This is a genomic window from Arenibacter sp. 6A1, from assembly GCF_012272855.1.
GTDB lineage: Bacteria > Bacteroidota > Bacteroidia > Flavobacteriales > Flavobacteriaceae > Arenibacter.
In genome coordinates, this window is sequence record NZ_JAAXCQ010000011.1 from 86900 (window position 1) to 109258 (window position 22359).

General features: G+C 40.4%; 15 protein-coding genes. 4 read left to right on the forward strand and 11 right to left on the reverse strand.

Translation table 11 applies throughout. The features are described 5' to 3' along the window. Positions 1–112: 112 nt before the first annotated feature. The 5 genes from HCG49_RS11665 to HCG49_RS11685 all read right to left on the reverse strand — a co-directional run bounded on the left by HCG49_RS11665 (position 113) and on the right by HCG49_RS11685 (position 8282). The gene (locus tag HCG49_RS11665) at positions 113–1924 is read right to left on the reverse strand and encodes an acyl-CoA dehydrogenase family protein (protein WP_168469717.1); all 1812 of its coding nucleotides are present in this window, start codon (positions 1922–1924) and stop codon (positions 113–115) included. A 208-nt stretch (positions 1925–2132) separates the two neighbouring features. Then, positions 2133–3323: an acetyl-CoA C-acyltransferase gene (locus tag HCG49_RS11670; RefSeq protein ID WP_168469718.1), complete on the reverse strand. Its 1191-nt coding sequence runs from the start codon at positions 3321–3323 to the stop codon at positions 2133–2135. A gap of 168 nt (positions 3324–3491) precedes the next feature. After that, on the reverse strand, positions 3492–5897 hold the full coding sequence (locus tag HCG49_RS11675; protein ID WP_168469719.1) for a 3-hydroxyacyl-CoA dehydrogenase/enoyl-CoA hydratase family protein: 2406 nt from the start codon (positions 5895–5897) through the stop codon (positions 3492–3494). A 24-nt stretch (positions 5898–5921) separates the two neighbouring features. Continuing rightward, positions 5922–6362 carry a MarR family winged helix-turn-helix transcriptional regulator gene (locus HCG49_RS11680; protein ID WP_168469720.1) on the reverse strand — a complete coding sequence of 147 codons (441 nt, stop codon included), beginning with the start codon at positions 6360–6362 and terminating at the stop codon, positions 5922–5924. A gap of 141 nt (positions 6363–6503) precedes the next feature. Next, complete coding sequence (locus tag HCG49_RS11685) at positions 6504–8282, reverse strand: AMP-dependent synthetase/ligase (RefSeq protein ID WP_168469721.1); 1779 nt, start codon at positions 8280–8282, stop codon at positions 6504–6506. Between the two features lie 431 nt (positions 8283–8713). On the opposite strand from HCG49_RS11685, the gene HCG49_RS11690 reads away from it, so the two are divergent. Continuing rightward, a complete protein-coding gene (locus HCG49_RS11690) occupies positions 8714–9829 on the forward strand; it encodes a hypothetical protein (RefSeq protein WP_168469722.1) in 1116 nt (371 codons plus the stop codon). Between the two features lie 429 nt (positions 9830–10258). On the opposite strand, the gene HCG49_RS11695 is transcribed toward HCG49_RS11690, so the two are convergent. From HCG49_RS11695 to HCG49_RS11705, 3 genes are all read right to left on the reverse strand, one after another. Continuing rightward, the gene (locus HCG49_RS11695) at positions 10259–10711 is read right to left on the reverse strand and encodes a GNAT family N-acetyltransferase (RefSeq protein ID WP_168469723.1); all 453 of its coding nucleotides are present in this window, start codon (positions 10709–10711) and stop codon (positions 10259–10261) included. 133 nt (positions 10712–10844) lie between these two features. Next, positions 10845–14513, reverse strand: a complete 3669-nt coding sequence (gene purL, locus HCG49_RS11700; protein ID WP_168469724.1) for a phosphoribosylformylglycinamidine synthase — start codon at positions 14511–14513, stop codon at positions 10845–10847. 457 nt (positions 14514–14970) lie between these two features. Beyond that, positions 14971–15837, reverse strand: coding sequence for a cation diffusion facilitator family transporter (locus HCG49_RS11705; protein WP_168469725.1), 867 nt, complete (start codon positions 15835–15837; stop codon positions 14971–14973). A gap of 403 nt (positions 15838–16240) precedes the next feature. Here HCG49_RS11705 and HCG49_RS11710 point away from each other — a divergent pair, with 403 nt between their 5' ends. Beyond that, on the forward strand, positions 16241–18055 hold the full coding sequence (locus tag HCG49_RS11710) for an acyl-CoA dehydrogenase (RefSeq protein ID WP_168469726.1): 1815 nt from the start codon (positions 16241–16243) through the stop codon (positions 18053–18055). 160 nt (positions 18056–18215) lie between these two features. Then, positions 18216–18659, forward strand: a complete 444-nt coding sequence (locus tag HCG49_RS11715; RefSeq protein WP_168469727.1) for a hypothetical protein — start codon at positions 18216–18218, stop codon at positions 18657–18659. A gap of 95 nt (positions 18660–18754) precedes the next feature. Here HCG49_RS11715 and HCG49_RS11720 read toward each other — a convergent pair whose 3' ends face one another. After that, complete coding sequence (locus tag HCG49_RS11720) at positions 18755–19975, reverse strand: RsmB/NOP family class I SAM-dependent RNA methyltransferase (RefSeq protein ID WP_168469728.1); 1221 nt, start codon at positions 19973–19975, stop codon at positions 18755–18757. A 74-nt stretch (positions 19976–20049) separates the two neighbouring features. Between HCG49_RS11720 and HCG49_RS11725 the strand changes: the two genes are divergently transcribed. Beyond that, on the forward strand, positions 20050–21081 hold the full coding sequence (locus HCG49_RS11725) for a WD40/YVTN/BNR-like repeat-containing protein (protein WP_168469729.1): 1032 nt from the start codon (positions 20050–20052) through the stop codon (positions 21079–21081). A gap of 294 nt (positions 21082–21375) precedes the next feature. Here HCG49_RS11725 and HCG49_RS11730 read toward each other — a convergent pair whose 3' ends face one another. Beyond that, positions 21376–21834: a hypothetical protein gene (locus HCG49_RS11730; RefSeq protein ID WP_168469730.1), complete on the reverse strand. Its 459-nt coding sequence runs from the start codon at positions 21832–21834 to the stop codon at positions 21376–21378. After that, positions 21824–22336, reverse strand: coding sequence for a hypothetical protein (locus HCG49_RS11735; RefSeq protein ID WP_168469731.1), 513 nt, complete (start codon positions 22334–22336; stop codon positions 21824–21826). Before HCG49_RS11735 ends, HCG49_RS11730 begins: the two co-directional genes overlap by 11 nt. Positions 22337–22359 lie beyond the last annotated feature (23 nt).

A 22359-nucleotide genomic window follows, 5' to 3' on the forward strand; every position in this document is an offset into this window, starting at 1 on the left:
TTGAACATTTTTTCACTATCCAGATTAGGAATTAATTTCTGGTTATAAATAAAAAACCGCTCCCGAAAGGAGCGGTTTTTCATTACTGCTTTTTTACAAAGCGCTACTTGAATTAGTCAAAGGTATATCCGTTATCTGCAGCTACTTTATCGGCAATTTGGGTCCGCAAAGCTACTACATTAGGTTGATTGGTATATTTTGTAAAACGTTTGAGTCCCATTAGCATCATTCGCTGCTCATCGCCTTCGGCAAAGGAAACAATGGCTTCCTTACCTTTTTGGATAACGGTGTCAACGGCGGTGTACAAATATAATTTGGACATTGCTATTTGGGTGGCCTGAGATTCTTCCCCAAAACGTTTTGCATTTTTCTCTGTACGTAAAATGGTCGATTCGGCCATGTAAATTTCAATTAATATATCCGAGGCAGATAACATTAACTGCTGGTGATTTTCCAATTCTGGCCCAAATTTTTGGACAGCACTACCTGCTACCATCAGGAATACTTTCTTGAGTCTTGCCAAAATATCTTTTTCTTCAGAAAACAACTCCGAAAAATCGGGAACATCAAAAGAGGGGATACCCATTAATTCATCGGATACTTTCATAGCTGGCCCTAAAAGGTCTACATGGCCTTTCATAGCTTTTTTTACCAGCATACCAACGGCCAACATACGGTTTATCTCGTTGGTGCCTTCATAAATCCTGGCAATACGGGCATCTCTCCAAGCCGACTCCATAGGGGTATCAGCGGAGAATCCCATCCCGCCAAAAATTTGAATACCTTCGTCGGTAGTGCTTTGAACATCTTCGGAAACGGCTACCTTAAGGATAGAACACTCAATAGCGTATTCTTCCACTCCTTTTAATTCTGCTTCCTGATGCGAATTACCTTCGGCTTCCCGAATGGCAATCCTATCTTCAATATTTTTTGCGGCCCTATAACTAGCCGATTCGTCTGCGTAACAATTGGTAGCCATATTGGCAATTTTGGCCTTAATAGCACCAAAATTTATAATCGGTGTTTTAAACTGAACACGTTCATTGGCATATTTGGTAGCTTCGGTTATAACCCTTCTTTGAGCTTCCAAACAGGCAGCAGCCAATTTTATACGGCCTACATTTAAAGCATTCATGGCTATTTTAAATCCGTTGCCACGGGTAGAAAGCATATTTTCTACCGGCACTTTGGTATCATTAAAAAATACCTGTCGAGTCGATGAAGAATGTATCCCTAGTTTCTTTTCTTCCTCTCCCATACTGATCCCATTACTGGGGTCGTTTTCTATGATAAAACCAGTGATGTTTTTATCGTCTTCTATACGGGCAAATACAATAAACATATTACAGAACCCTGCATTGGAAATCCACATTTTCTGACCTGTAATATTGTAGTATTTCCCATCCTCGGATAAGACCGCCTTTGTTTTACCGGAGTTGGCATCGGAGCCTGCTCCTGGTTCGGTAAGACAATAGGCACCAAACCATTCGCCCGATGCTAATCTGGGAACATATTTATTCTTTTGTTCCTCCGTACCATAAAGGGTAATGGGCATGGTTCCAATACCGGTATGAGCGCCAAAGGCCGTACTAAAAGAACCACTAGCCCCAGAAATGTAATCGCATACCAACATCGTTGAAACAAATCCCATCCCCATACCACCGTAAGATTCTGGAACAGCAATACTTAACAAACCTAGTTCCCCTGCTTTGCGCATGGTTTCCTCGGTAAAGGCATAGTCCTTTTTTTCAAACCGTTCCCAATGTGCCCAAAGTTCTCGATCTACAAACTCTTTGGTGCTTTCTCGCATCATTTTTTGCTCTTCCGATAAATCTTCAAGCGTAAAAATATCTTCACATTTGGTCTCTTTTACAAGGAACTGTCCGCCCCTTAGTATGTCTTTGTTTGTTGTTTCTGTGCTCATAATGTTTTTTAATTAAGAAAAAATAAAATGGAGTAGCATATAATTAGGGGCTTATTCTGAGGGTCCTAGGATATTTCGATGCCATTTTACAAATTTATAGTTCAGTTTGTTTTGGGTAAGAAAGGAATCAAGACCTTATTGTTTCGGTAGTGATGCTTCTGCATATCACTGGCCTTAAGGTTTTTCTTCTTTGTCTTATCGTATGGTTTTATTGTAAGAATTCAAATATTCCGGCGGCACCTTGTCCTGTTCCAACGCACATGGTGACCATTCCGTATTTACCTTTCATATTTCTCTTTCGCATTTCATCGAATAATTGAACCGAAAGTTTTGCTCCTGTACATCCTAATGGGTGTCCTAAAGCAATAGCCCCTCCATTGACATTGACGATCTCCGGATTAAGGTTTAGTTCTCTGATCACTGCCAAGGATTGGGAAGCGAAAGCCTCGTTTAACTCTATCAATTCAATGTCGTCTTGTTTCAGGCCTGCCAATTTCAGTGCTTTTGGAACCGCTTTTACAGGGCCTATTCCCATAATGCGTGGTTCTACTCCGGCAGCGGCATAGTTCACCAATCTTGCAATTGGCTCTAGGTTCAATTCCTTTACCATAGCCTCGCTCATGACCATTACAAAGGCTGCGCCATCGCTCATTTGGGATGAGTTTCCTGCGGTTACACTGCCTCCAGCGGCAAATACTGGGCGTAAGCCTGCCAAAGCCTCCTTATTGGTACCTTTTCTTGGTCCTTCATCTTTGGTTACCGTATATTTTCTAGTCGCTTTTTTCCCGTTTTCATCTATGTAAACTTGTTCTACATCTATGGGTACAATTTGGTCCTGAAAGCGGTTTTCGGCCTGTGCCTTTAGAGCTTTCATATGGGAGTGATACGCAAACTCATCCTGGTCTTCACGAGATACTTTAAACTGATTGGCAACGGCTTCGGCAGTGTTGCCCATTCCCCAATAGTAATCTTCATGGCCAGACTTTACCAAATCATAATTCAGTTCTGTTTTGTATCCTGTCATTGGCACCGCACTCATGCTTTCTGCTCCGCCAGCAATAATACAATCGGCCATTCCTGACTGTATTTTTGCCGTGGCAATGGCAATGGTTTCTACGCCCGAAGAGCAAAACCTATTGACGGTAACCCCGGGAACATCAACAATGTCGAGTCCCATTAAAGAGATCAATCGTGCCATATTTAAGCCCTGGGAACCTTCGGGCATGGCATTTCCAACAATAACATCGTCTATACGGGTCTTGTCTAGTTGCGGTAATTCCTTCATCATATATTCGATGGTTTCCGCTGCCAATTCATCGGTTCTTTTAAAACGGAATACGCCTTTAGGTGCTTTCCCTACTGCTGTTCTATATGCTTTTACTATATATGCTGTTTTCATCTTGTTTTTTAGTGTTGAGTATTAAGGGGTTCGTCTGTAAAAATGAGTCTTTGTAATGCAATGCATAAGTCAATTCTTGGTTGTGCTTTTTCTTTTTTAAACGTCACCTTTATGCCTTGGTTTCAAATTACTCAATACCTGGTACTAACTAGGAGGTGCTTACGTAGCTTAGTTACGAAGTGGCTTTCCTGTTTTTAACATATGCTGAATACGCTCTAAGGTTTTTCTTTCCGTACATAGGGAAAGGAATGCCTCTCGTTCCAAGTCCAATAAATATTGTTCGCTGACCAGTGAAGGTTCGGACAAATCACCACCCGCCATTACATAGGCCAATTTATTGGCTATTTTATGGTCGTGGGCGCTTATGTAATTACTGTCTTGCATAGCATCGGTTCCTACCATGAACATTCCCAAGGCTTGTTTTCCCAATACCTTTATATCTGTTCGCTTAATCGGTTGGGTGTATCCAGATTCCGCCATAATTTTAGCATAGGCTTTGGCCGTTGCTATTTGTCGGTCTTTATTGACAACCACAATATCTTTTCCTTTCTGTAATATCCCCAAATCAAAGGCTTCATAGGCCGATGTCGATACTTTAGCCATTCCTATGGTCAAGAAATACTCCTGAAGGACATTTAGCTCTATGTCGTTCTTTTTAAAGGTATCCTGGGCACGAAGGGTCATTTCTTTAGATCCTCCTCCGCCAGGAATTACACCAACACCAAATTCTACGAGTCCGATATAGGTTTCTGCAGCGGCAACGACCATGTCGGCATGTAGGGATAGTTCACAGCCCCCACCTAGTGTCATTCCATGTGGAGCGGCAATGGTAGGGATGGCAGAATAGCGCATGCGCATCATCGTATCCTGGAACATTTTGATGGCCATATTTAACTCATCGTATTCCTGTTCTACCGCCATCATAAATATCATTCCTATATTGGCTCCTACAGAGAAATTTGGAGCCTGGTTACCAACCACCAAACCTTGGAAATCTTTTTCGGCTATATCAATCGCCTTGTTCAATCCGGCCAATACATCGCCACCAATGGTGTTCATTTTCGACTGGAATTCTACATTTAGAATACCATCGCCTAGGTCTTCTACCACAACACCGCTATTTTTAAAAACCTCCTTGGTTTTGCGGATGTTGTCTAAAATGATAAACGCATCCTGGCCTGGTATTTTTTGGGCCGATTTCTTTTGGATATCGTAACAATAGCTTGCGCCTTCTTTTACGGAGTAGAAAGTGTTGGCTCCCGAAGCGATCATTTCTCCTATCCATGGCGCAGGAGTCAATCCTTCGGCCTTTATCAAATCCAATCCTGCTTGAACGCCTATGGCATCCCAGATTTGGAAAGGCCCGTGTTCCCATCCAAAACCAGCTTTCATGGCGTCATCAATCTTGTAAATCTCATCGGTTATTTCTGGAATCCTGTGCGAAACATAGGCAAATAAAGCGGCAAAACTCTTTCTGTAAAACTCCCCGGCCTTGTCTTTTCCAGCCACCAATACTTTAAAACGGTCTACCACCTTATCGATGGTTTTGGTCAGTTCTAAGGTGGCAAAACTCGCTCTTTTATTATCTCGGTATTCTAGTGTATTTAGATTTAGGGTTTTTATCTCGCTAGAACCATCTTTGTTTTTTACTTTTTTATAAAAACCTTGGCCAGTTTTACTTCCCAACCATTTGTTTTCTATCATGGAGTTGATAAAACCGGGCAGTTTAAACAATTCGTGGCGTTCGTCCTTGGCACAATTTTCATAGATACCATTGGCAACATGTACGAGGGTGTCCAATCCAACAACATCTACGGTACGAAAAGTAGCCGATTTAGGGCGGCCTATGACCGGTCCGGTAAGTTTGTCTACTTCTTCTACGGTAAGTCCCATATCATTGACCATATGAAACAGGCTTTGAATGCTGAAAATACCGATTCTATTGCCTATAAAAGCAGGAGTGTCTTTGGCAACTACGGAAGTTTTACCTAAGAATTGTTCTCCATAACCGTTCAGGAATTTTAATACTTCTGGTGATGTTTTTGGACCAGGGATTATCTCAAATAATTTTAAATAACGTGCTGGATTAAAAAAGTGGGTACCACAGAAATGTTTTTGGAAATCATCACTGCGGCCTTCGCTCATAAATTTAATCGGAATCCCGGAGGTGTTCGAGGTAATTAAAGTACCTGGTTTTCGGTATTTTTCCAAGTTCTCGAACACCATCTTTTTGATGTCCAATCGCTCTACCACTACCTCAATGATCCAATCTACCTGCCCTACCTTGGCAATATCGTCCTCCAAATTCCCAGTGGTGATTCGTTTGGAAAATTTTTGGTGGTAAATAGGAGAAGGTTTAGATTTAAGTGCCGTAACCAAGGAATCGTTAACAAGCCTATTGCGGACAAGGGTGTCTTTTAAGGTGAGGCCTTTTGCTTTTTCGGCATCAGTGAGTTCCCTTGGTACAATATCTAATAGTAATACTTCTACGCCAATATTGGCAAAGTGACATGCAATACCACTGCCCATAATTCCAGAGCCTATGACCGCTACTTTTTTAATGTGTTTGTTCATCAATAAAATCGAATTAATTAGTTTTTAATCTTTTTTATAAATTTTCTTTTCAGCAATTAACCTGTTGATAGTCTCCGTAACCTCGAAAAAAGCGTTCAATTTTTCAACCGACACTTCATTTCGTACCACCTCGTTAAACCGTAATACTACATCCTTGGAGATTTTTCTTTTTTCTAATCCCAATGGAGTAAGATGTATAAGCACACCTCTTCCGTCACACGGATTAGGTTTTCGTTCTATAAAACCTTTTTCTTCCATACTTTTTAAAATTCGGGAAAGGCTTGTGGCCTCCATGCCCATTTTGGGACCTAAGGAGGTAGAAGGGGTGCCTGTCTTGGAATCAATACTTAAGAGGGTAAAACCTATGGCCATAGAAGTATCAAAGTTTTTAGCTTCTTCATTGTACATTTTTGTGACCGTTTGCCATGTTGTTCTCAAGGCATAGTCTATTGTAAATTCTTTCATGTAATCAGTAACGCTTGTCTCAAAGATAGAAAAATATATTATGCATGCATAATATATATGTTAAATTATCATAGGGTAAGGCACAAAAAAAACAGCTTTCAAAAATTGAAAGCTGTTTTTAAGTGTTTTGTTTACTGTTCTTTATATTGAATGTTCGTAAATATCGTTATAAAGGTCAATGTATTTTTGCTTTATTATTTTACGCTTGAGCTTTAATGTAGGGGTAAGGTGACCTTCTTCGATGCTCCAAGCATTGGGTGTTAATCTAAACTGTTTCACTTTTTCCCATTTTGCAAAATTTTCATTGGCCTCATCTACTTCTTCCTGGAAACGTGCAATGACTTTTTCATTGGTCACAAGACTGAGATTGTCCTTAACTTCTATTCGGTGTATTTTGGCCCAGTTTCTCACAAATTCAAAATCGGGCTGAATCAAAGCAGCCGGCATTTTTTCGCCTTCGCCAATGACCATTATTTGTTCTATAAACCTAGATTGTTTAAAACGGTTTTCCAATAGTTGTGGGGCTACGTACTTTCCGCCCGAAGTTTTAAACATTTCTTTCTTTCTATCGGTGATCTTCAAAAAGCCATCACTGTCTATTTCTCCAATATCTCCCGTATGAAAGTACTGGTTGTTTAAGGCTTCGGCCGTTTTTTCCTCGTCTTTGTAATACCCCATCATCACCTGGGGGCCTTTCACGCAAATTTCGCCGTCTTCGGCAATTTTTACTTCGGTTCTATCCAATAGTTTTCCAACGGTACCAATTTTAAATCCACCATCGCGCATATCGTTTACCGAGATGACCGGGGAAGTTTCTGTAAGTCCATAACCTTCCATAACTCCTAATTCTGCGGCATTGAATATCCTGGCAAGCCTTGGTTGTAGTGCTGCACTTCCCGAGGCTATAAGGCTTAAGTTGCCTCCAAGGCCAGCTTTCCATTTGCTGAAAATAAGCTTTCGGGCAAGGGCTAGTTTTTGTTCGTACCACCAGCCGTTTTGTCCATAAGGTTCATAATCTAACCCGACCTCTACGGCCCAGAAGAAAAGGTTCTTTTTTATACCCTTGAGCGCGGCACCCTTGGCAATGATCTTATCGTATACCTTTTCTAATAATCGGGGTACTGCGGTCATAACATGGGGTTCCACCTCTTTAAGGTTGTCACTTATTTTATCCATAGATTCGGCAAAATAAATAGAAACACCCCTTAGCTGGTACAAATACATGATCATGCGTTCATAGATATGGCATACCGGTAAAAAACTCAAGGCTTTGGTCTCCCCATCGACAATAGGAAATCTTTTAGAACTTTCAATAGCATTGCTAACGATATTGTGATGGGATAACATTACTCCCTTTGGTCTACCAGTGGTACCCGAGGTGTAGATTAGCGTCGCCAAATCAGTGGACTTAACGGCTGCCATATGTTTTTCTACCTCGTCCTGATTACTTGTGTCTTTCCCTAAGGCTAGAACTTCTTTCCAGTTTTTACAGGTCTCCAACTCATCAAAAGAGTATATTTCCTTTAAGAAAGGTAATTTGTCCCTTATGGCTTGTAGCTTATTGTATACTTCCTCACAGGAAACAAAACAGTAGGAGGCTTCAGAATGGTTTAGAACATATTCATAATCCTCGGAGGATATGGTTGGGTATATGGGCACATTTTGGGCTCCCAATTGTAGGATACCTATATCCATAATATTCCATTCCGTTCGGTTGGTCATAGAAATCACTGCAATTTTATCATTGGGTTTAATCCCTAGGCGCAGTAAGGCACGGCTAACCGCATTTGCCTTGTCTACATATTCCTGAGTTGAAGTAGCGATCCATTCTCCATTGTATTTGGTTATAAGGGATTCTTTTAAATTGAATTTCTCTAATTGGTAGTAAGGGAAATCAAAAAGGCGAGTGATTTTTTGCATATTTTATGAGCTATACGTCATCGCAAATTAAGAAAAGGGAACGGTATTTTAAAATGACATTCGCAATTAATGGCTATTTTTTTTGAAGATTTAATATTCTTGGTTTAAAAACAAAGGGATGGTCTATTGGAGAATTCTTGTTAAGTGGTTTAAAAAGAGGTTTTTGTGAGGGTAGTTGCTGTGATTTGTCCCAATAGTAAAGGCCTCAATTTTTTTTAAGTCCTTGGGTATGATAGCTTCCAAGCTACTGGCAGGGGAAATCTATAAAGACTTTATTTTTTTAAAGCCATGGAGAACCCTTTGGATAATGGGACTTATGCTGTACTTTTAGCGTTGTTTATATAGTATCTAATGTTATTTGGCTAAGAATTGATACTATAAAAAATAAATTAATTAAGTTCAACGATTAAATTTTTAAACTAAAAAAAGAAATGAAAAGACTGTTTGCAATTTTCGCAATTGTTTGCACTATGTATTCTTGTGCCGATGCTGAAAAAACAAAAATTCCGGTATACGCGTGGTCTGGAGGTCCTGGCGAGGCTACTGACCAAGAGTTAAAAATAAAATTTGATGATTTTAAAAGCAAAGGGATAGACGGAATCATGTACAATGGAGGGCATGACCCCGAGACTTATAAAAGGGTAGGAAAGCTTGTAAAAGAAGCCGGAATGGAATTTCATACTTGGATACCGACCATGGTACAGGGCGAAAATCCTAAGTTGTCTCATGATCTATATGCCGTGAATAGACTTGGAGAATCTTCTTTTGATAATCCACCGTACGTTCCTTATTATAAGTTTTTGTGTCCTAGTAAAGAAGGCTCTTATAACTTTTTAGCTGATTTATATGGAGGTATTGCCGAATTGGAAGAGGTAGATGGTATTCATTTGGATTATATTCGTTTCCCTGATGTAATTTTAGCAGAAGGCCTATGGGACAAATATGGTTTGGTAATGAACGAAGAATATCCAGTAGCCGATTTTTGTTATTGTGATGATTGTACGGCCGATTTTAAAGAAAAAACTGGAATTGATATCAAAGAAGTAGAAGATCCTTCTCAGATTCAGGAATGGAAGGAGTTTAGATACGATTTGATTACGAATATGGTGAATCGTATAGCGAAGGTTGTACATGAAAAAGGAAAGCGCCTAAATGCCGCAGTTTTTCCAGGTCCAAGTATTTCAAAGAAATTGGTTAGACAAGAATGGAACAAGTGGGATCTTGATGCCGTTTTTCCAATGAACTACAACGATTTTTATTTAAAAGATGCCTCATGGGTAGGAGAGGTTGTTAAAGAAGAGGTTACTGCTGTTAACGGTACTAAACCTATCTATAGTGGACTTTTTATTTGTCCGAACCCAGAGAGAAAGACAGAGGAGAACGATCCTGAAAACCACGGTTTATTGCCTTCGGAAATGGAAACTGCCATTAGAGGTTCTATGGAGAATGGTGCTGCCGGGATTTGTCTTTTTACCCCAGAAAGAATGACAGAAGCTCATTGGGTAGAGTTTGAAAAGGCTATTTATGCCGATTATTCTAAAAAATAAAAGCGTATAACCTTGAGTGCCTACGAATAATGGGCTAAGGTGTTACTACAGATTAAACGGAAAGCCGTTGTCCTGATGAAAATCTGGACAACGGCTTTTTTTGTAAAGCAGGTTTTTGAAGGGTACCTAAAAAAAATAATTTATGGCCTTATAGCACAAAAAATCAGCTACCTAGAATGGCGTCCCTTACATTTAAACAAGAGCTTATTTTATAGTTTTTTAGGAGTGTTTTTCTTGTTCTCAGGTCTAATAGATACATTGTATTATGGCATATTATGATGCGTTAGGGACCACGGCGGCATCCCCGCAGCAAGGCAAGGGATATAGCCAAGGGCCCGCCCGACGCAGGAGGGAACGCCCAAATTAGAAATCTAAATACTAAAGGGGAGCAGTAGGTGTTTCGTTAAAACGATAACGCTCCACAGCTTATTATAGGTGTAGTTTTAAACCTTCGTGTGAGGCTTTAAAGCCTAGCTTTTCATAAAACCGGATGGCCTCTGGACGCTGTTTGTCCGAGGTTAATTGTATTAAATGAACGCCTTTTTCCGTGGCCCTGGCCTTAATCCAGGCAAACATTTGTTGGCCTATGCCTTGACCGGTATAGTCTTCGCGAACCCAAACATTTTCTACCAGACACCGTATTCCGCCCTGAAAAGTGAGGTAGGGGATAAAGCTTAGTTGAAAGGTGGCTATAACTTCCTTGTCTGCGTTTTCCAAAACGGTAAGTTCTTGGTTGCTATCGGCGGCAATACGCTCAAAAGCGTCGTAATATACCTTAGGTAAGGGAGACTGATAATTTTCGCGTAGGCGTCCTAGTTTGTCTTTGGAAATCATTTTAATGATGGCCGGAAGATCTTCTTTTGTGGCGAGACGAAATTTCATGAGGTTTTATCTTATAAAGTGGTGTTTTGGGAGCAGTGGCGCTAAACAATAACGAGTATTTAAGCAGCAAGGCCTAAATACTCGTATCGTTTATAAAACAAATTTAAAAGTTACAACGTATTAATTGTACTACTTATTTTCCGTTTTTGTCAATCCATTTTCTAGCGTTCAAGAAAGCCTCTAACCAAGGTGTTGTTTGGTCTTTTCTTCCTGCTGGGTAATGTGCCCAGTTCCATTGGAAAATAGAACGCTCAATATGTGGCATGGTTACCAAATGTCTACCGGTCTTATCGCAAAGCATGGCAGTGTTAAAATCACTACCGTTAGGATTTGCAGGATACCCTTCATAGCTATAGTTAGCCACAATTTGATAGTTGTCCTTAGATAAAGGTAGTTTAAACTTACCTTCTCCATGAGAAATCCATACCCCAAGGTTGGCTCCTTCCAAGGAAGAAAGCATTACCGAGTTGTTTTTTTGGATAGTTACCGAGGTAAATCCGCTTTCGTGTTTTTTAGAATCGTTATACGTCATTTTTCCATGTTCGGAGTGATCAGGGTTGATCAATTCCAATTCCATGAATAACTGACAACCGTTGCAAATACCTACTGAAAGTGTGTCGGGTCTGGCAAAGAAATTCATTAAAGCCGTGTTGGCTTTTTCATTGTATTTAAAAGCTCCTGCCCATCCTTTGGCACTTCCCAAAACATCAGAGTTGGAGAAGCCTCCAACGGCACCAATAAACTGGATATCTTCTAAAGTTTCCCTTCCCGAAATTAAATCGGTCATGTGGACATCTTTTACATCAAATCCGGCTAGGAACATGGCATTGGCCATTTCGCGTTCAGAATTACTTCCTTTCTCTCTTAAGATAGCCGCTTTTGGCCTGTTTCCTGCTGCAGGTAGTGACGGCAACTTCCCGTCAAAGTTTGCTGGGAAGCTATAATTTAAAGGCTGGTTCTTGTAATTGTCAAAACGGTCCTTCGCCAAGTTGTTGGCAGTTTGCTTCTGATCTAACAAATAAGAGGTCTTAAACCAAGTGTCTCTTAAAGAGCTTACGTTCAATCCCATTTCTACCCTGTCATTCTTAATGCTAAGCGTAGCTTCTTCCGATACAGAACCAATTTTATGGAAATCGACGCCAGCGGCGGTCAAGGTGTTTTCTATACTGGCATCTTTCGCTTGGAAAACGATTCCGGCATTTTCAGAGAACAACAATTTAATAGTGTCTGCTTCCCCTAAAGAAGTCAGATCTAAATTTGCTCCCAAATTATTGTCGGCAAAACAAAGCTCTAAAAGAGTGGTGATCAATCCTCCAGAAGCAACGTCGTGACCGGCTAAAATTTGTCCCTCTACAATCAATGACTGTACAGTGTTAAAGGTATTTTTAAAATTAGCAGCATCATTAATAGTAGGAGCCTCGTTGCCGATAGTGTTACGTATCTGGGCAAAAGAAGAACCGCCTAATTTATAAGTGTCTTTGGAAAGGTTGATATAATAAATATCACCTCCATTTTTTTGTAATACAGGTTCTACTACTTTGGTGATGTCGTTACAGTTTCCTGCTGCCGAAATGATTACGGTTCCTGGAGCAATAACTTCCTCATTTTTGTAGCGTTGTTTCATAGAAAGAGAATCTTTCCCAGTAGGAACATTGATTCCCAAAGCGATCGCGAAATCAGATACTGCCGTTACAGCTTCGTATAATCTGGCATCTTCTCCTTCGTTTTTACAAGGCCACATCCAGTTTGCTGATAAGGAAACCGATTGTAATCCGTCTTTTAAAGGTGCCCAAACGATATTGGTCAAAGCTTCGGCAATACTGTTTTTACTACCTGCCGCCGGATCGATCAATCCAGAAATAGGAGAGTGTCCAATAGAAGTAGCGATTCCTTCTTTTCCTTTATAATCTAAGGCCATAACCCCACAGTTGTTCAACGGCAACTGTAATGGTCCGGCACATTGTTGTTTAGCAACCTTACCACCTACACAACGGTCTACCTTATTGGTAAGCCAGTCTTTGGAGGCCACAGCTTCTAACTGCAATACATTCTCTAAGTACTCATGAAAGTTTTCCAAGGAATACGAAGGCGCTGCATAGCTTCTTTCTACGGTAGCGTCGTTCATAATAGTTTTTGGAGAGCTTCCGAACATATCCGACAAATCTAAATCCATAGGTTTTTCACCTGTGGTAGGAGATTCGAAGGTAAAACGTTTGTCGCCTGTTACATCTCCAACTTCGTACATAGGAGAACGTTCCCTATCTGCAATACGGTGTAACATTTCTACATCGTCCTTGCCGATCACCAAGCCCATACGTTCTTGGGATTCGTTTCCTATGGTTTCTTTGGCCGATAGGGTAGGGTCGCCAATAGGCAATTTGTCTAAATCTATTTTTCCTCCTGTTTCTTCTACCAATTCAGATAGGCAGTTTAAGTGTCCTCCTGCACCGTGGTCATGGATAGAAACAATAGGATTGTGTTCGCTTTCTACCAGGCCTCGTATGGCGTTGGCAGCTCTTTTTTGCATCTCTGGATTAGAACGCTGTATGGCATTTAATTCTATAGTAGAGCCAAAAGCACCGGTATCGGCACTGGAAACTGCAGCACCACCCATACCAATACGGTAGTTGTCACCTCCTAAAATGACAATTTTGTCGCCTGTTTTAGGGTTGTCTTTTAGCGCTTGCTCTGCTTTTCCATATCCTATACCACCAGCTTGCATGATAACTTTATCGAACCCTAATTTTCGGGCACTTTCTTCATGTTCAAAGGTCAATACCGAACCAGCGATCAAGGGCTGTCCAAATTTGTTTCCAAAATCGGATGCTCCGTTAGACGCTTTAATCAATATATCCATCGGAGTTTGGTATAGCCACTCTCTTTCATTCATGGCATTTTCCCAAGGCCTGTTTTCTTCTAATCTAGAATAAGAGGTCATGTATACTGCCGTTCCTGCCGATGGCAAAGAACCTTTTCCTCCTGCCAAACGGTCACGGATTTCTCCACCTGCACCAGTAGCAGCACCGTTAAAAGGCTCTACCGTAGTAGGGAAGTTATGGGTTTCTGCTTTTAATGAAATAACAGAATCAAATTCGCTTTCTTGGTAAAAATCTGGCTTATCAGAAGTCTTAGGGGCAAACTGTACCACCTTTGGTCCCTTGATAAAAGCAACATTATCCTTATAGGCCGATACGATATCGCCAGGATTTTCTTGAGACGTTTTCTTGATCAATTTAAATAGGGAAGAAGGTTTTTCTTCACCATCGATCACAAAGGTCCCATTAAATATTTTATGCCTACAGTGCTCCGAGTTTACTTGGCTAAAACCAAAAACTTCCGAGTCTGTAAGTTTTCGTCCTATCTTTTTGGACATTTGTTCCAAGTAATCTACTTCTTCATCGCTAAGTGCCAAGCCTTGCTGATCGTTGTACAAAGCTATGTCCTCTATTTCTAAAATAGGTTCTGGCTGTACATTTACCGTAAATACATCTTGCGTAAGGCTATTGAATTTCTGAAGAAGCATAGGATCAAAATCATTAGACTCCTTATCGCTAGGTGAAAATTCTTCTATTCTAATAATCCCCGAAATCCCCATGTTCTGGGTGATTTCTGTAGCATTGGTACTCCATGGAGTGATCATTGCTGCCCTTGGACCAACAAAAAAGGCGTCTAGTGACGCCGCATTTATCTTAGGTTGGTTGCCAAACAACCACGTAAGTTTAGTAGTATCTTCCTGTGAAAGGTCTTTATTTGTCTGTACCGCATATATCTTGGTACTTAGGTCTCCAAAGAAATGAATCATCTTATTTTGTAAGTTGTATGTTTAAGAAAGGCACAAATTTACGGTTTTAAACTGTAATTTTTTACTAGAATGATGAACAGTTTTAGGTGCTGGTTGTTAATTTTTTCATAGCAACTACCTTTTTTTACTTTTTATAGGGGTAATTAGCTGGTATATAGCGTAGTGTGTAGAGGTGTTTTTAGGGTGTGCGATAGATTGCAATAAGAAAGAAAACATTTTTTTGCGGGCCTTAGGACTATTGGATTAGGGGTGTCTATGCGGTTTTTTTATGGTAGGGAAATCTAGAAAGTACGAGGAGTAAATAGGAGTTCTTTTTGATGGAAGACGCAAAAAAAAAAAGGAGGCAAGCCGCGAGGGAAAAACTACCGTTGCAGATATATTGGTTCTTGAGATAAAATGCAGCAAGGGGCTTTTATAAGTGTACTCCCTTAGTGTAAAATGCGCAAGTGATATAATTTTATTTGGGTTCTATATGAATCAAAATATTGCCAAGATTAGGAATGTCCTTTAATAAGGTGTCTTTTAGTTTATGTGAAATGTCGTGTCCTTCGGTAACCGATATGTCTCCGTTAACCATGGCGTGCAGGTCTACATGGTATTTGGTGCCCGCCTTTCTCACAAAACATTTTTCCGTGCCCAAAATGCCGTCTACGCTCATAGAAACGGCCCTTATTTCTTCAATTAAATCGTCGTACAGATGCTCGTCCATAATTTCTCCTAGGGCAGGACGAAAGATTAAATAACTATTATAAATGATAAAACCAGCGGCAAAAAGAGCAGCCCAATCATCGGCAGTTTCATATCCTTCTCCAAAAATCAAAGCAATAGAAATCCCGATAAAAGCCATCACGGAAGTAATCGCATCACTCCTATGGTGCCAAGCATCTGCTTTTAGGGAAGAGCTATTGGTCTCTATACTTTTTTTTAATACTAGTCGAAAAGAAATTTCCTTCCAAAAAATGATAGCGCCCAGTACTATTAGGGTCCATGGTTTGGGAAGATTATGGGGAGTTCTAATATTGTGAATGCTCTCGTGGGCAATAAAAATGGCAGATAAGATTAAAAAGCCTACCACCAAAAAAGTAATCAAAGGTTCAATTCTACCATGGCCGTAGGGATGGTTCTCATCGGCCGGTCTTTTGGCGTATTTTAGTCCAAACAGCACCAGAAAAGACGAGAATATATCAGTGGTAGATTCTATGGCGTCGGCAATTAGGGCATAGGAATTACCAAAAAAACCCGCCAATCCTTTTATAATAGCCAATAGTCCACTACTAAGGATGCTGTAGTAAATTGTTTTTATGGCCGTTTTTTCGTTCTTCATTGTTGTTGGAAGGTTTTTTCCGAGGACAAAGATAAGGGTTCAAATCTATAAGCAGCCCGTTGTTGCCAGTAAGTGTCTTCTTTTAAAAACTTCGCTAAATTCTAGTGTAATTATCTGGGCGTTCCCTCCTTCGTCGGGCGGGCCCTTGGCTGTATCCCTTGCCTTGCTGCGGGGATGCCGCCGCGGTCCCTAACGCAAAAAAAACATTGGGTAATTATTCGTAAATGGAACTAAATTGAAAAGGAACCAAAGAAATAGCACATCTTTGTATGGGGTGTCAAGGATTGTATAGTGCCTTATAGGGGGCTTTTGCCCCGGAAATAATTAGGAGATATTTATAATAAATAATGGAACAATTATGTTTTATCTTAGTGATGGAATATTAACAAAAGCATTTTAAATTATGGCAAAGGAATATGTAGACATAAATACCTTAAAATTTTTGTTATATCAGGTTCATGAATTAGACGGACTATTTGGGTTTGAACGTTATGAGGGGCATGACAGGCCATCTATGGATATGTTTTTGGACGCTATCAAGGATTTTGCCGATCGCGACCTGTTTCCGTATTTTAAAGAAATGGACGATGTTCCTGCGGTTTTCGATAAGGGTGAGGTTCGGGTGCATGAGCAGGTAGCCGTTATGATGAAAAAAGGAGGGGAAATGGGTGTTATTTGCGGTCCTTTGGATTATGACGAGGGCGGATTACAAATACCGTTTATGGTACATACTGCAGCCACCTACATATTAGATGCTGCCAATAATCATTTGCCGGGCTATGCCACCTTAACCCTAGGGGCGGCAGAGCTTATAGTCCATTTTGCCAACCAACATCTAAAAGATACCTATGTACCTAATATGCTTTTAGGGGCATGGGGAGGAACAATGTGTCTTACCGAGCCTCAGGCAGGTAGCTCCTTGTCAGATATTACGACCAAGGCTACTCCGACCGATGAGGGGTATTATAAAATATCGGGGCAGAAAATATTTATCTCTGGTGGCGATTACCAATATGTAGAGAATATTGTTCACTTGGTATTGGCAAGGATCGATGGGGCCTCAGAAGGCACTAAGGGGATCTCTTTGTTTGTAGTGCCCAAGAACCGCCTGGAAACCGATGGTAGTCTTGTTGGGAATGACGTAAAGACCCTGGCCGATTTTGAAAAAATGGGACAACGAGGTTTTGCTACTACCCATTTGGGATTTGGAGATTCCGACGATTGTCAGGGCTGGTTGGTAGGGGAGGCCAACCAAGGATTGAAATATATGTTCTTGATGATGAACGATGCTAGGATAGGAGTAGGTAGGGGAGCCGCAGCCATAGCTATGGCGGCCTACCAAGCATCCCTGCAATATGCAAAGGAACGTTCCCAAGGGCGAAAATTGTCCGAAACAGGGAAAAAAGACCCGGGAGAAGACCAGTGTTTAATCATTGAACATCCCGATGTAAGACGGATGCTTTTTCTGCAGAAAGCCATCGCAGAAGGGGCTTTGAGCCTTATTTTATTGGCGGCTAAGTATCACGATTTACAACGTTCTGTTACCGATCATTCCGAAAAGGAAAAGTATCAGTTATTGTTAGAAATTATTACTCCCATGGTTAAAACATACCCGGCAGAAGCTGGAGCATTGGCAGTGAGTAACGGACTTCAGGTCTTAGGGGGGTACGGATTTTGTTCGGACTTTATCTTGCAACAATATTATAGGGATATCAGGATATTTAGCATATACGAAGGAACAACCGGAATACAGGCTCAGGATTTATTGGGACGAAAAGTTTTGATGCATAATGGCAAGGCCCTACAATTGCTTATAGAAGAAATAGGCACAACCATTGCCGTTGCTTCCGATTATCAAGACTTGCAGGAATGGGCCAATACGTTAAAGGGCAAATTGACCCTGGTACATGAGGTGTTGGTGTATTTAAAGACATTTGCCAACAAGGAAAATTATGAAAGGTATTTGTCCGATGCCAATCTGTTTATGGAATTCTTAAGTTATGTGGTCATAGGGTGGAATTGGTTGGAAATGGCTTATGTAGCAAAACAGGCCCTCGACAATAAAGATACAGCCTATTCGGAGGCCTTTTACGAAAGTAAAATCCATACCATGAAATTTTATTTTAAATACGAGTTGACAAAAACCAATGCCTTGGCCGAAACCATCATGCACAAGGAGGTGCTGACCCAGGTAACAGAAAAGGAATTTTTAGTATAAGGAAGAGTACGGTCGGTATTGGGTGCTATGGGTGGAAACCAAAAAATGTAAAGTTTTAGGTAGGGTGATTTATGGTTGAGTTGTTATATATATGAAAATGCGTTCGAGGGTGTGTTTCTTAGAATATAGATCACTAGTAGAACATAAATATAATAATGAGATGAAAAGACTACATTTTTTATTGACCACCGCCTTTGTTGTGATGTCCTTTGGTTTAACAGCGCAAGAAACGGAAGCTAGTTCCGAAGAAAAACTTTCTTATTATGAAAAGAGAGCTAAGGAGGATGCGCAGTTTGAGCAATCACAAAAATTAGACAACGAGAAAGAAGAAGAGGAGTTTTGGGAAGATCAAAAGGAATATGAAAAAAAACTAAAGAAGCGCGATAGAAAAGCTTACAAAGCTTATATGAAAGGAAAAAGGGATGCTTATGCCGAGCACGAACAACATTGTGATTCTCATTGTCATCACAGTTCAAGGTATCATTATCACGCCTCTTTTTACTATCATGGGCACGACCATTATGAATATAGAAGATCGCCAAGGCGGACTTCAGTTCGGACGAATGTAGGGATCGGTTTGCCAAGTGTTAGGGTGGGACTCTAATATCCGAACAAGACAAAATAAAAGCGGCCAAATATCATGTATTCCTACATGCTATTTGGCCGCTTATTTTTTATAATGCTAAAAGTAAAGTGCTCTTAGGCAGAAGGCGTCTTTTCTAAAAGGGCCATATAAAATCCGTCAAAACCACTTTTTGAAGCATAAATATTCTTCTGGGCACTTAGTTTAAAGTCTTTACCAGCTTCAGAGCTTAAGAATTTATTTACTTGTTGAATATTCTCTTGTGGTAATATGGAACAGGTAGCATACACCATTTTTCCACCAGTTTTTACAATCTTGCTATAATCTTGTAAAATTTGCTGTTGGGTAACCATGATTTTTTCCAAGAACTCAGGTTGTAGTTTCCATTTGGCATCCGGATTTCTTCGTAAAACCCCTAAGCCAGTACAAGGCGCATCAATTAACACGCGATCGGCACTACCGTGTAGTTTTTTAATAACCTTGGTAGAGTCTATAGTTCTGGTCTCCACGTTATGGGCACCATTTCTTTTTGCTCTTCGTTTTAGTTCTTTTAGTTTATTGTCATAGATGTCCATGGCAATCAACTGTCCTTTGTTTTGCATCTGAGCTGCTAAATGAAGTGTTTTTCCTCCAGCACCAGCACAGGTGTCTACGACTCTTTGTCCTGGTTGTACGTCTAAGAACGGGGCAACGAGCTGTGAAGAGGCGTCTTGTACTTCGAACCAACCGTTTTGGAAGGCATCGGTAACAAAAACATTAGCGCGCTCTTTTAATTGTAAAGCATCTGGATAGCCACGGATCACCTCGGTTTCTATGCCTGCTTCCAATAAGGCGGCCTTTACATTTTCTTTGGTCGATTTAAGGGTGTTGACCCTTAAAATTACATCGGCTTGTTGGTTTAGCGCATGGATTTCCTTGGTCCATAAATCTTCGCCTAAGGCTTTTGCTCCAAGTTCGTCCATCCAATCGGGAATGGACTCATTGAACTTTCTTATTTTAGAAAGTTCATCAAACCTTCCTTTAATCCTTCTCTCTGGGGTAGGTTCTATCTGTTTCCAATCAGGTAGTTTTATTCCTTTAAGTACCGCCCATACGGCAAATAGTCTAAACAGGTTGGGTCTAGTGTAAGGCGCTTTTACTTCGGCTATTTCGGTGTATAGCCTTTTCCAACGCACCATATCATAAGTGGTCTCGGCAATGAAACCTCTGTCTCGTGCTCCCCAACGTTTGTCGTACTTTAATACTTTTTCTACTACTTTATCAGCGTATTCTCCCTCGTTAAATATATAATGTAACGCATCAACAACGGCAAACACTAGATTTCTATGTAATCGCATTTCTAAAAAAAATTAAGATTGCAAAGGTATTGTATTAGAACCTAATCCTCTTATTTTTGGTGAAAATTATAGCTATGCGTACGTATTTTATGTTTTTAGTGCTTTTGGTGACCGTTTCTTGTGCCAAAAAAAAGGAAATAAAGACTTTCGATTCAGTTGAAATAGAGACAGTTTTTTCGGATTCCTTGAGTTTTAGGGCGATAGAGATTATGGGTGGCAACAGTTTGGCTTTTGCCGCAAATAAAGGGGCTTATGGACTGGTAGATCTAAAAAGCCATCAAGTAATGGTCAATACCCAGCTATACGATACCATTGCGCCCGAATTTAGGGCAGTAGCAGCAACATCAACAGACTTTTTTATGCTATCGGTGAGTAATCCTGCCTTATTATACAAAACAGGGGATACGGGAATTATGGAGCTGGTTTATAAAGAAGAGGATGAAAAGGTTTTTTACGATGCCATGACCTTTTGGAACGATCAGGAAGGAATAGCGCTAGGTGATAGTATGGACGGATGCCTATCTATTATCATTACTAGAAACGGTGGAAAAACATGGCGTAAATTGCCTTGTTCGGCCTTGCCGGCATCCATGACAGACGAAGGTGCTTTTGCGGCTAGTAATACCAATATTAAAACGGTTGGGGATAAAACCTGGATCGGTACCACAGGAGGGCAGATTTATTTTTCGGAAAATAAAGGAAAGACATGGAGTGTCTTCGAGACTCCTATAGCGAGTGCAGAAAGCACACAAGGAATCTATAGCCTCGATTTTTATGATGAAAACCTTGGGGTGGCCATCGGAGGCGATTATACAAAACCAGCGATCAATACGGCTAATAAAGCTATTACAAGAGACGGCGGTAAAACGTGGCAGCTTTTGGCCGATGGCAAAGAACCTAATTATAAGAGTTGTGTGCAATTTGTTCCAAATGCTGGAGGGAATGCCCTAGTGGCCGTTGGTTTTACCGGTGTTTCTTATTCGGCCGATGCGGGGGGGTCTTGGAAACAACTTTCGGATGACTCTTTTTATACAATAAGATTTTTAAACGATTCCATTGCTTATGCCGCAGGGAAAAACAGGATTGCAAAATTGAAGTTTAAATAAAAAACGAAGCACGATAACCGGTGGGCATACATTGGATTGTTGAAGGCTCCACTATTGGTCTATTAGAAAAACACAGGAATGGTTTTACAATCTGCTGGACAATGGTTGTTTGGCAGATTGTCAATGGGATGGGTTTAGCCAGTTCTCAATATTTGCAATTATGACCTAATTGTTGCATTGGATAGTTGTTGTGTTGTTATGCGTTAGGGACCGCGGCGGCATCCCCGCAGCAAGGCAAGGGATATAGCCAAGAGCCCACCCGACGAAGGAGGGAACGCCCAAAATACAGTAAAATTATTTTTTCTGATTTGCCTTTCTTTGACGGTATTGTTTTATCAATTGTCGTTTAAATTCTTCTTCGGAACGCAACAGTAATATAGTCTTTTTAGAAGAAATTGTTTTTGAGACTTTTTCGATATACGCCTTAGAAGATTTGTGCTTTTCATCTTCTAATTTAACCATTTTGTCTAAAAGGGCATTAGCTTCTTTGTTCGATAGTTGGTCTAAAATTTTTATTTTATCCTTTATTTCAGAGTGTTCCTTTTTGTGAAAGGCTTCCTTTTCTGACTCATAACTATTGTAAATGGGCCAGAATTCCTGAGCTTCCTTACTGTTTAGTTCCAAGCGTTCGGTGATAAAGGCTATTTTGAGGGACTTAATTTTGTCCCAATCATGTTTTATTTGGGAATATCCAAGCGAGCTTGTCAACAGTAGTAGCAGTACTGTGAATGTTTGTATTTGTTTACTCATCATTTGTTAAATTAAGTTCATTAAGATCTCTAACATTGGTGTTTAAATATTCTAAAATGCTTTCCTCTGCCAGGGCATTTTCTAATACGTCGTTGTAATCAAGTTCTTCGAGGGATAGGATTTCTGCCAAATCATAAGCAGAAAAGCTTAATTCGTGATTTTCAAAATATTGATCTATATCAGAATTGGCTAGGTCGCCATAGGTTATGGTTTTTGTAGTATTCCAGGTTAATCCAAAAAGCAATAGCAGTATAGCCGCTATGGATGCTGCCGTATAATAATATTTTTTAAAGGATTTTATAGGAATTACCTTGGTGTCCTGCTTTTCTAATTTCTGGATGATTTCGGAATGCAGGTTGTTAAAATAGTGCTCAGGAACCTGAAAGGCTTCTTCTTGAGAGACCGTGGATGCGTCCTGGGCAATGTTGTCCATTATTCGTCCGGAAAGCTTCTCAAAATAGCCTGCTGGGGTTTTAAAGCCGTTATGTTTGTCTAAGTGTTGCATTTCAACGTTTTTACCGATACACC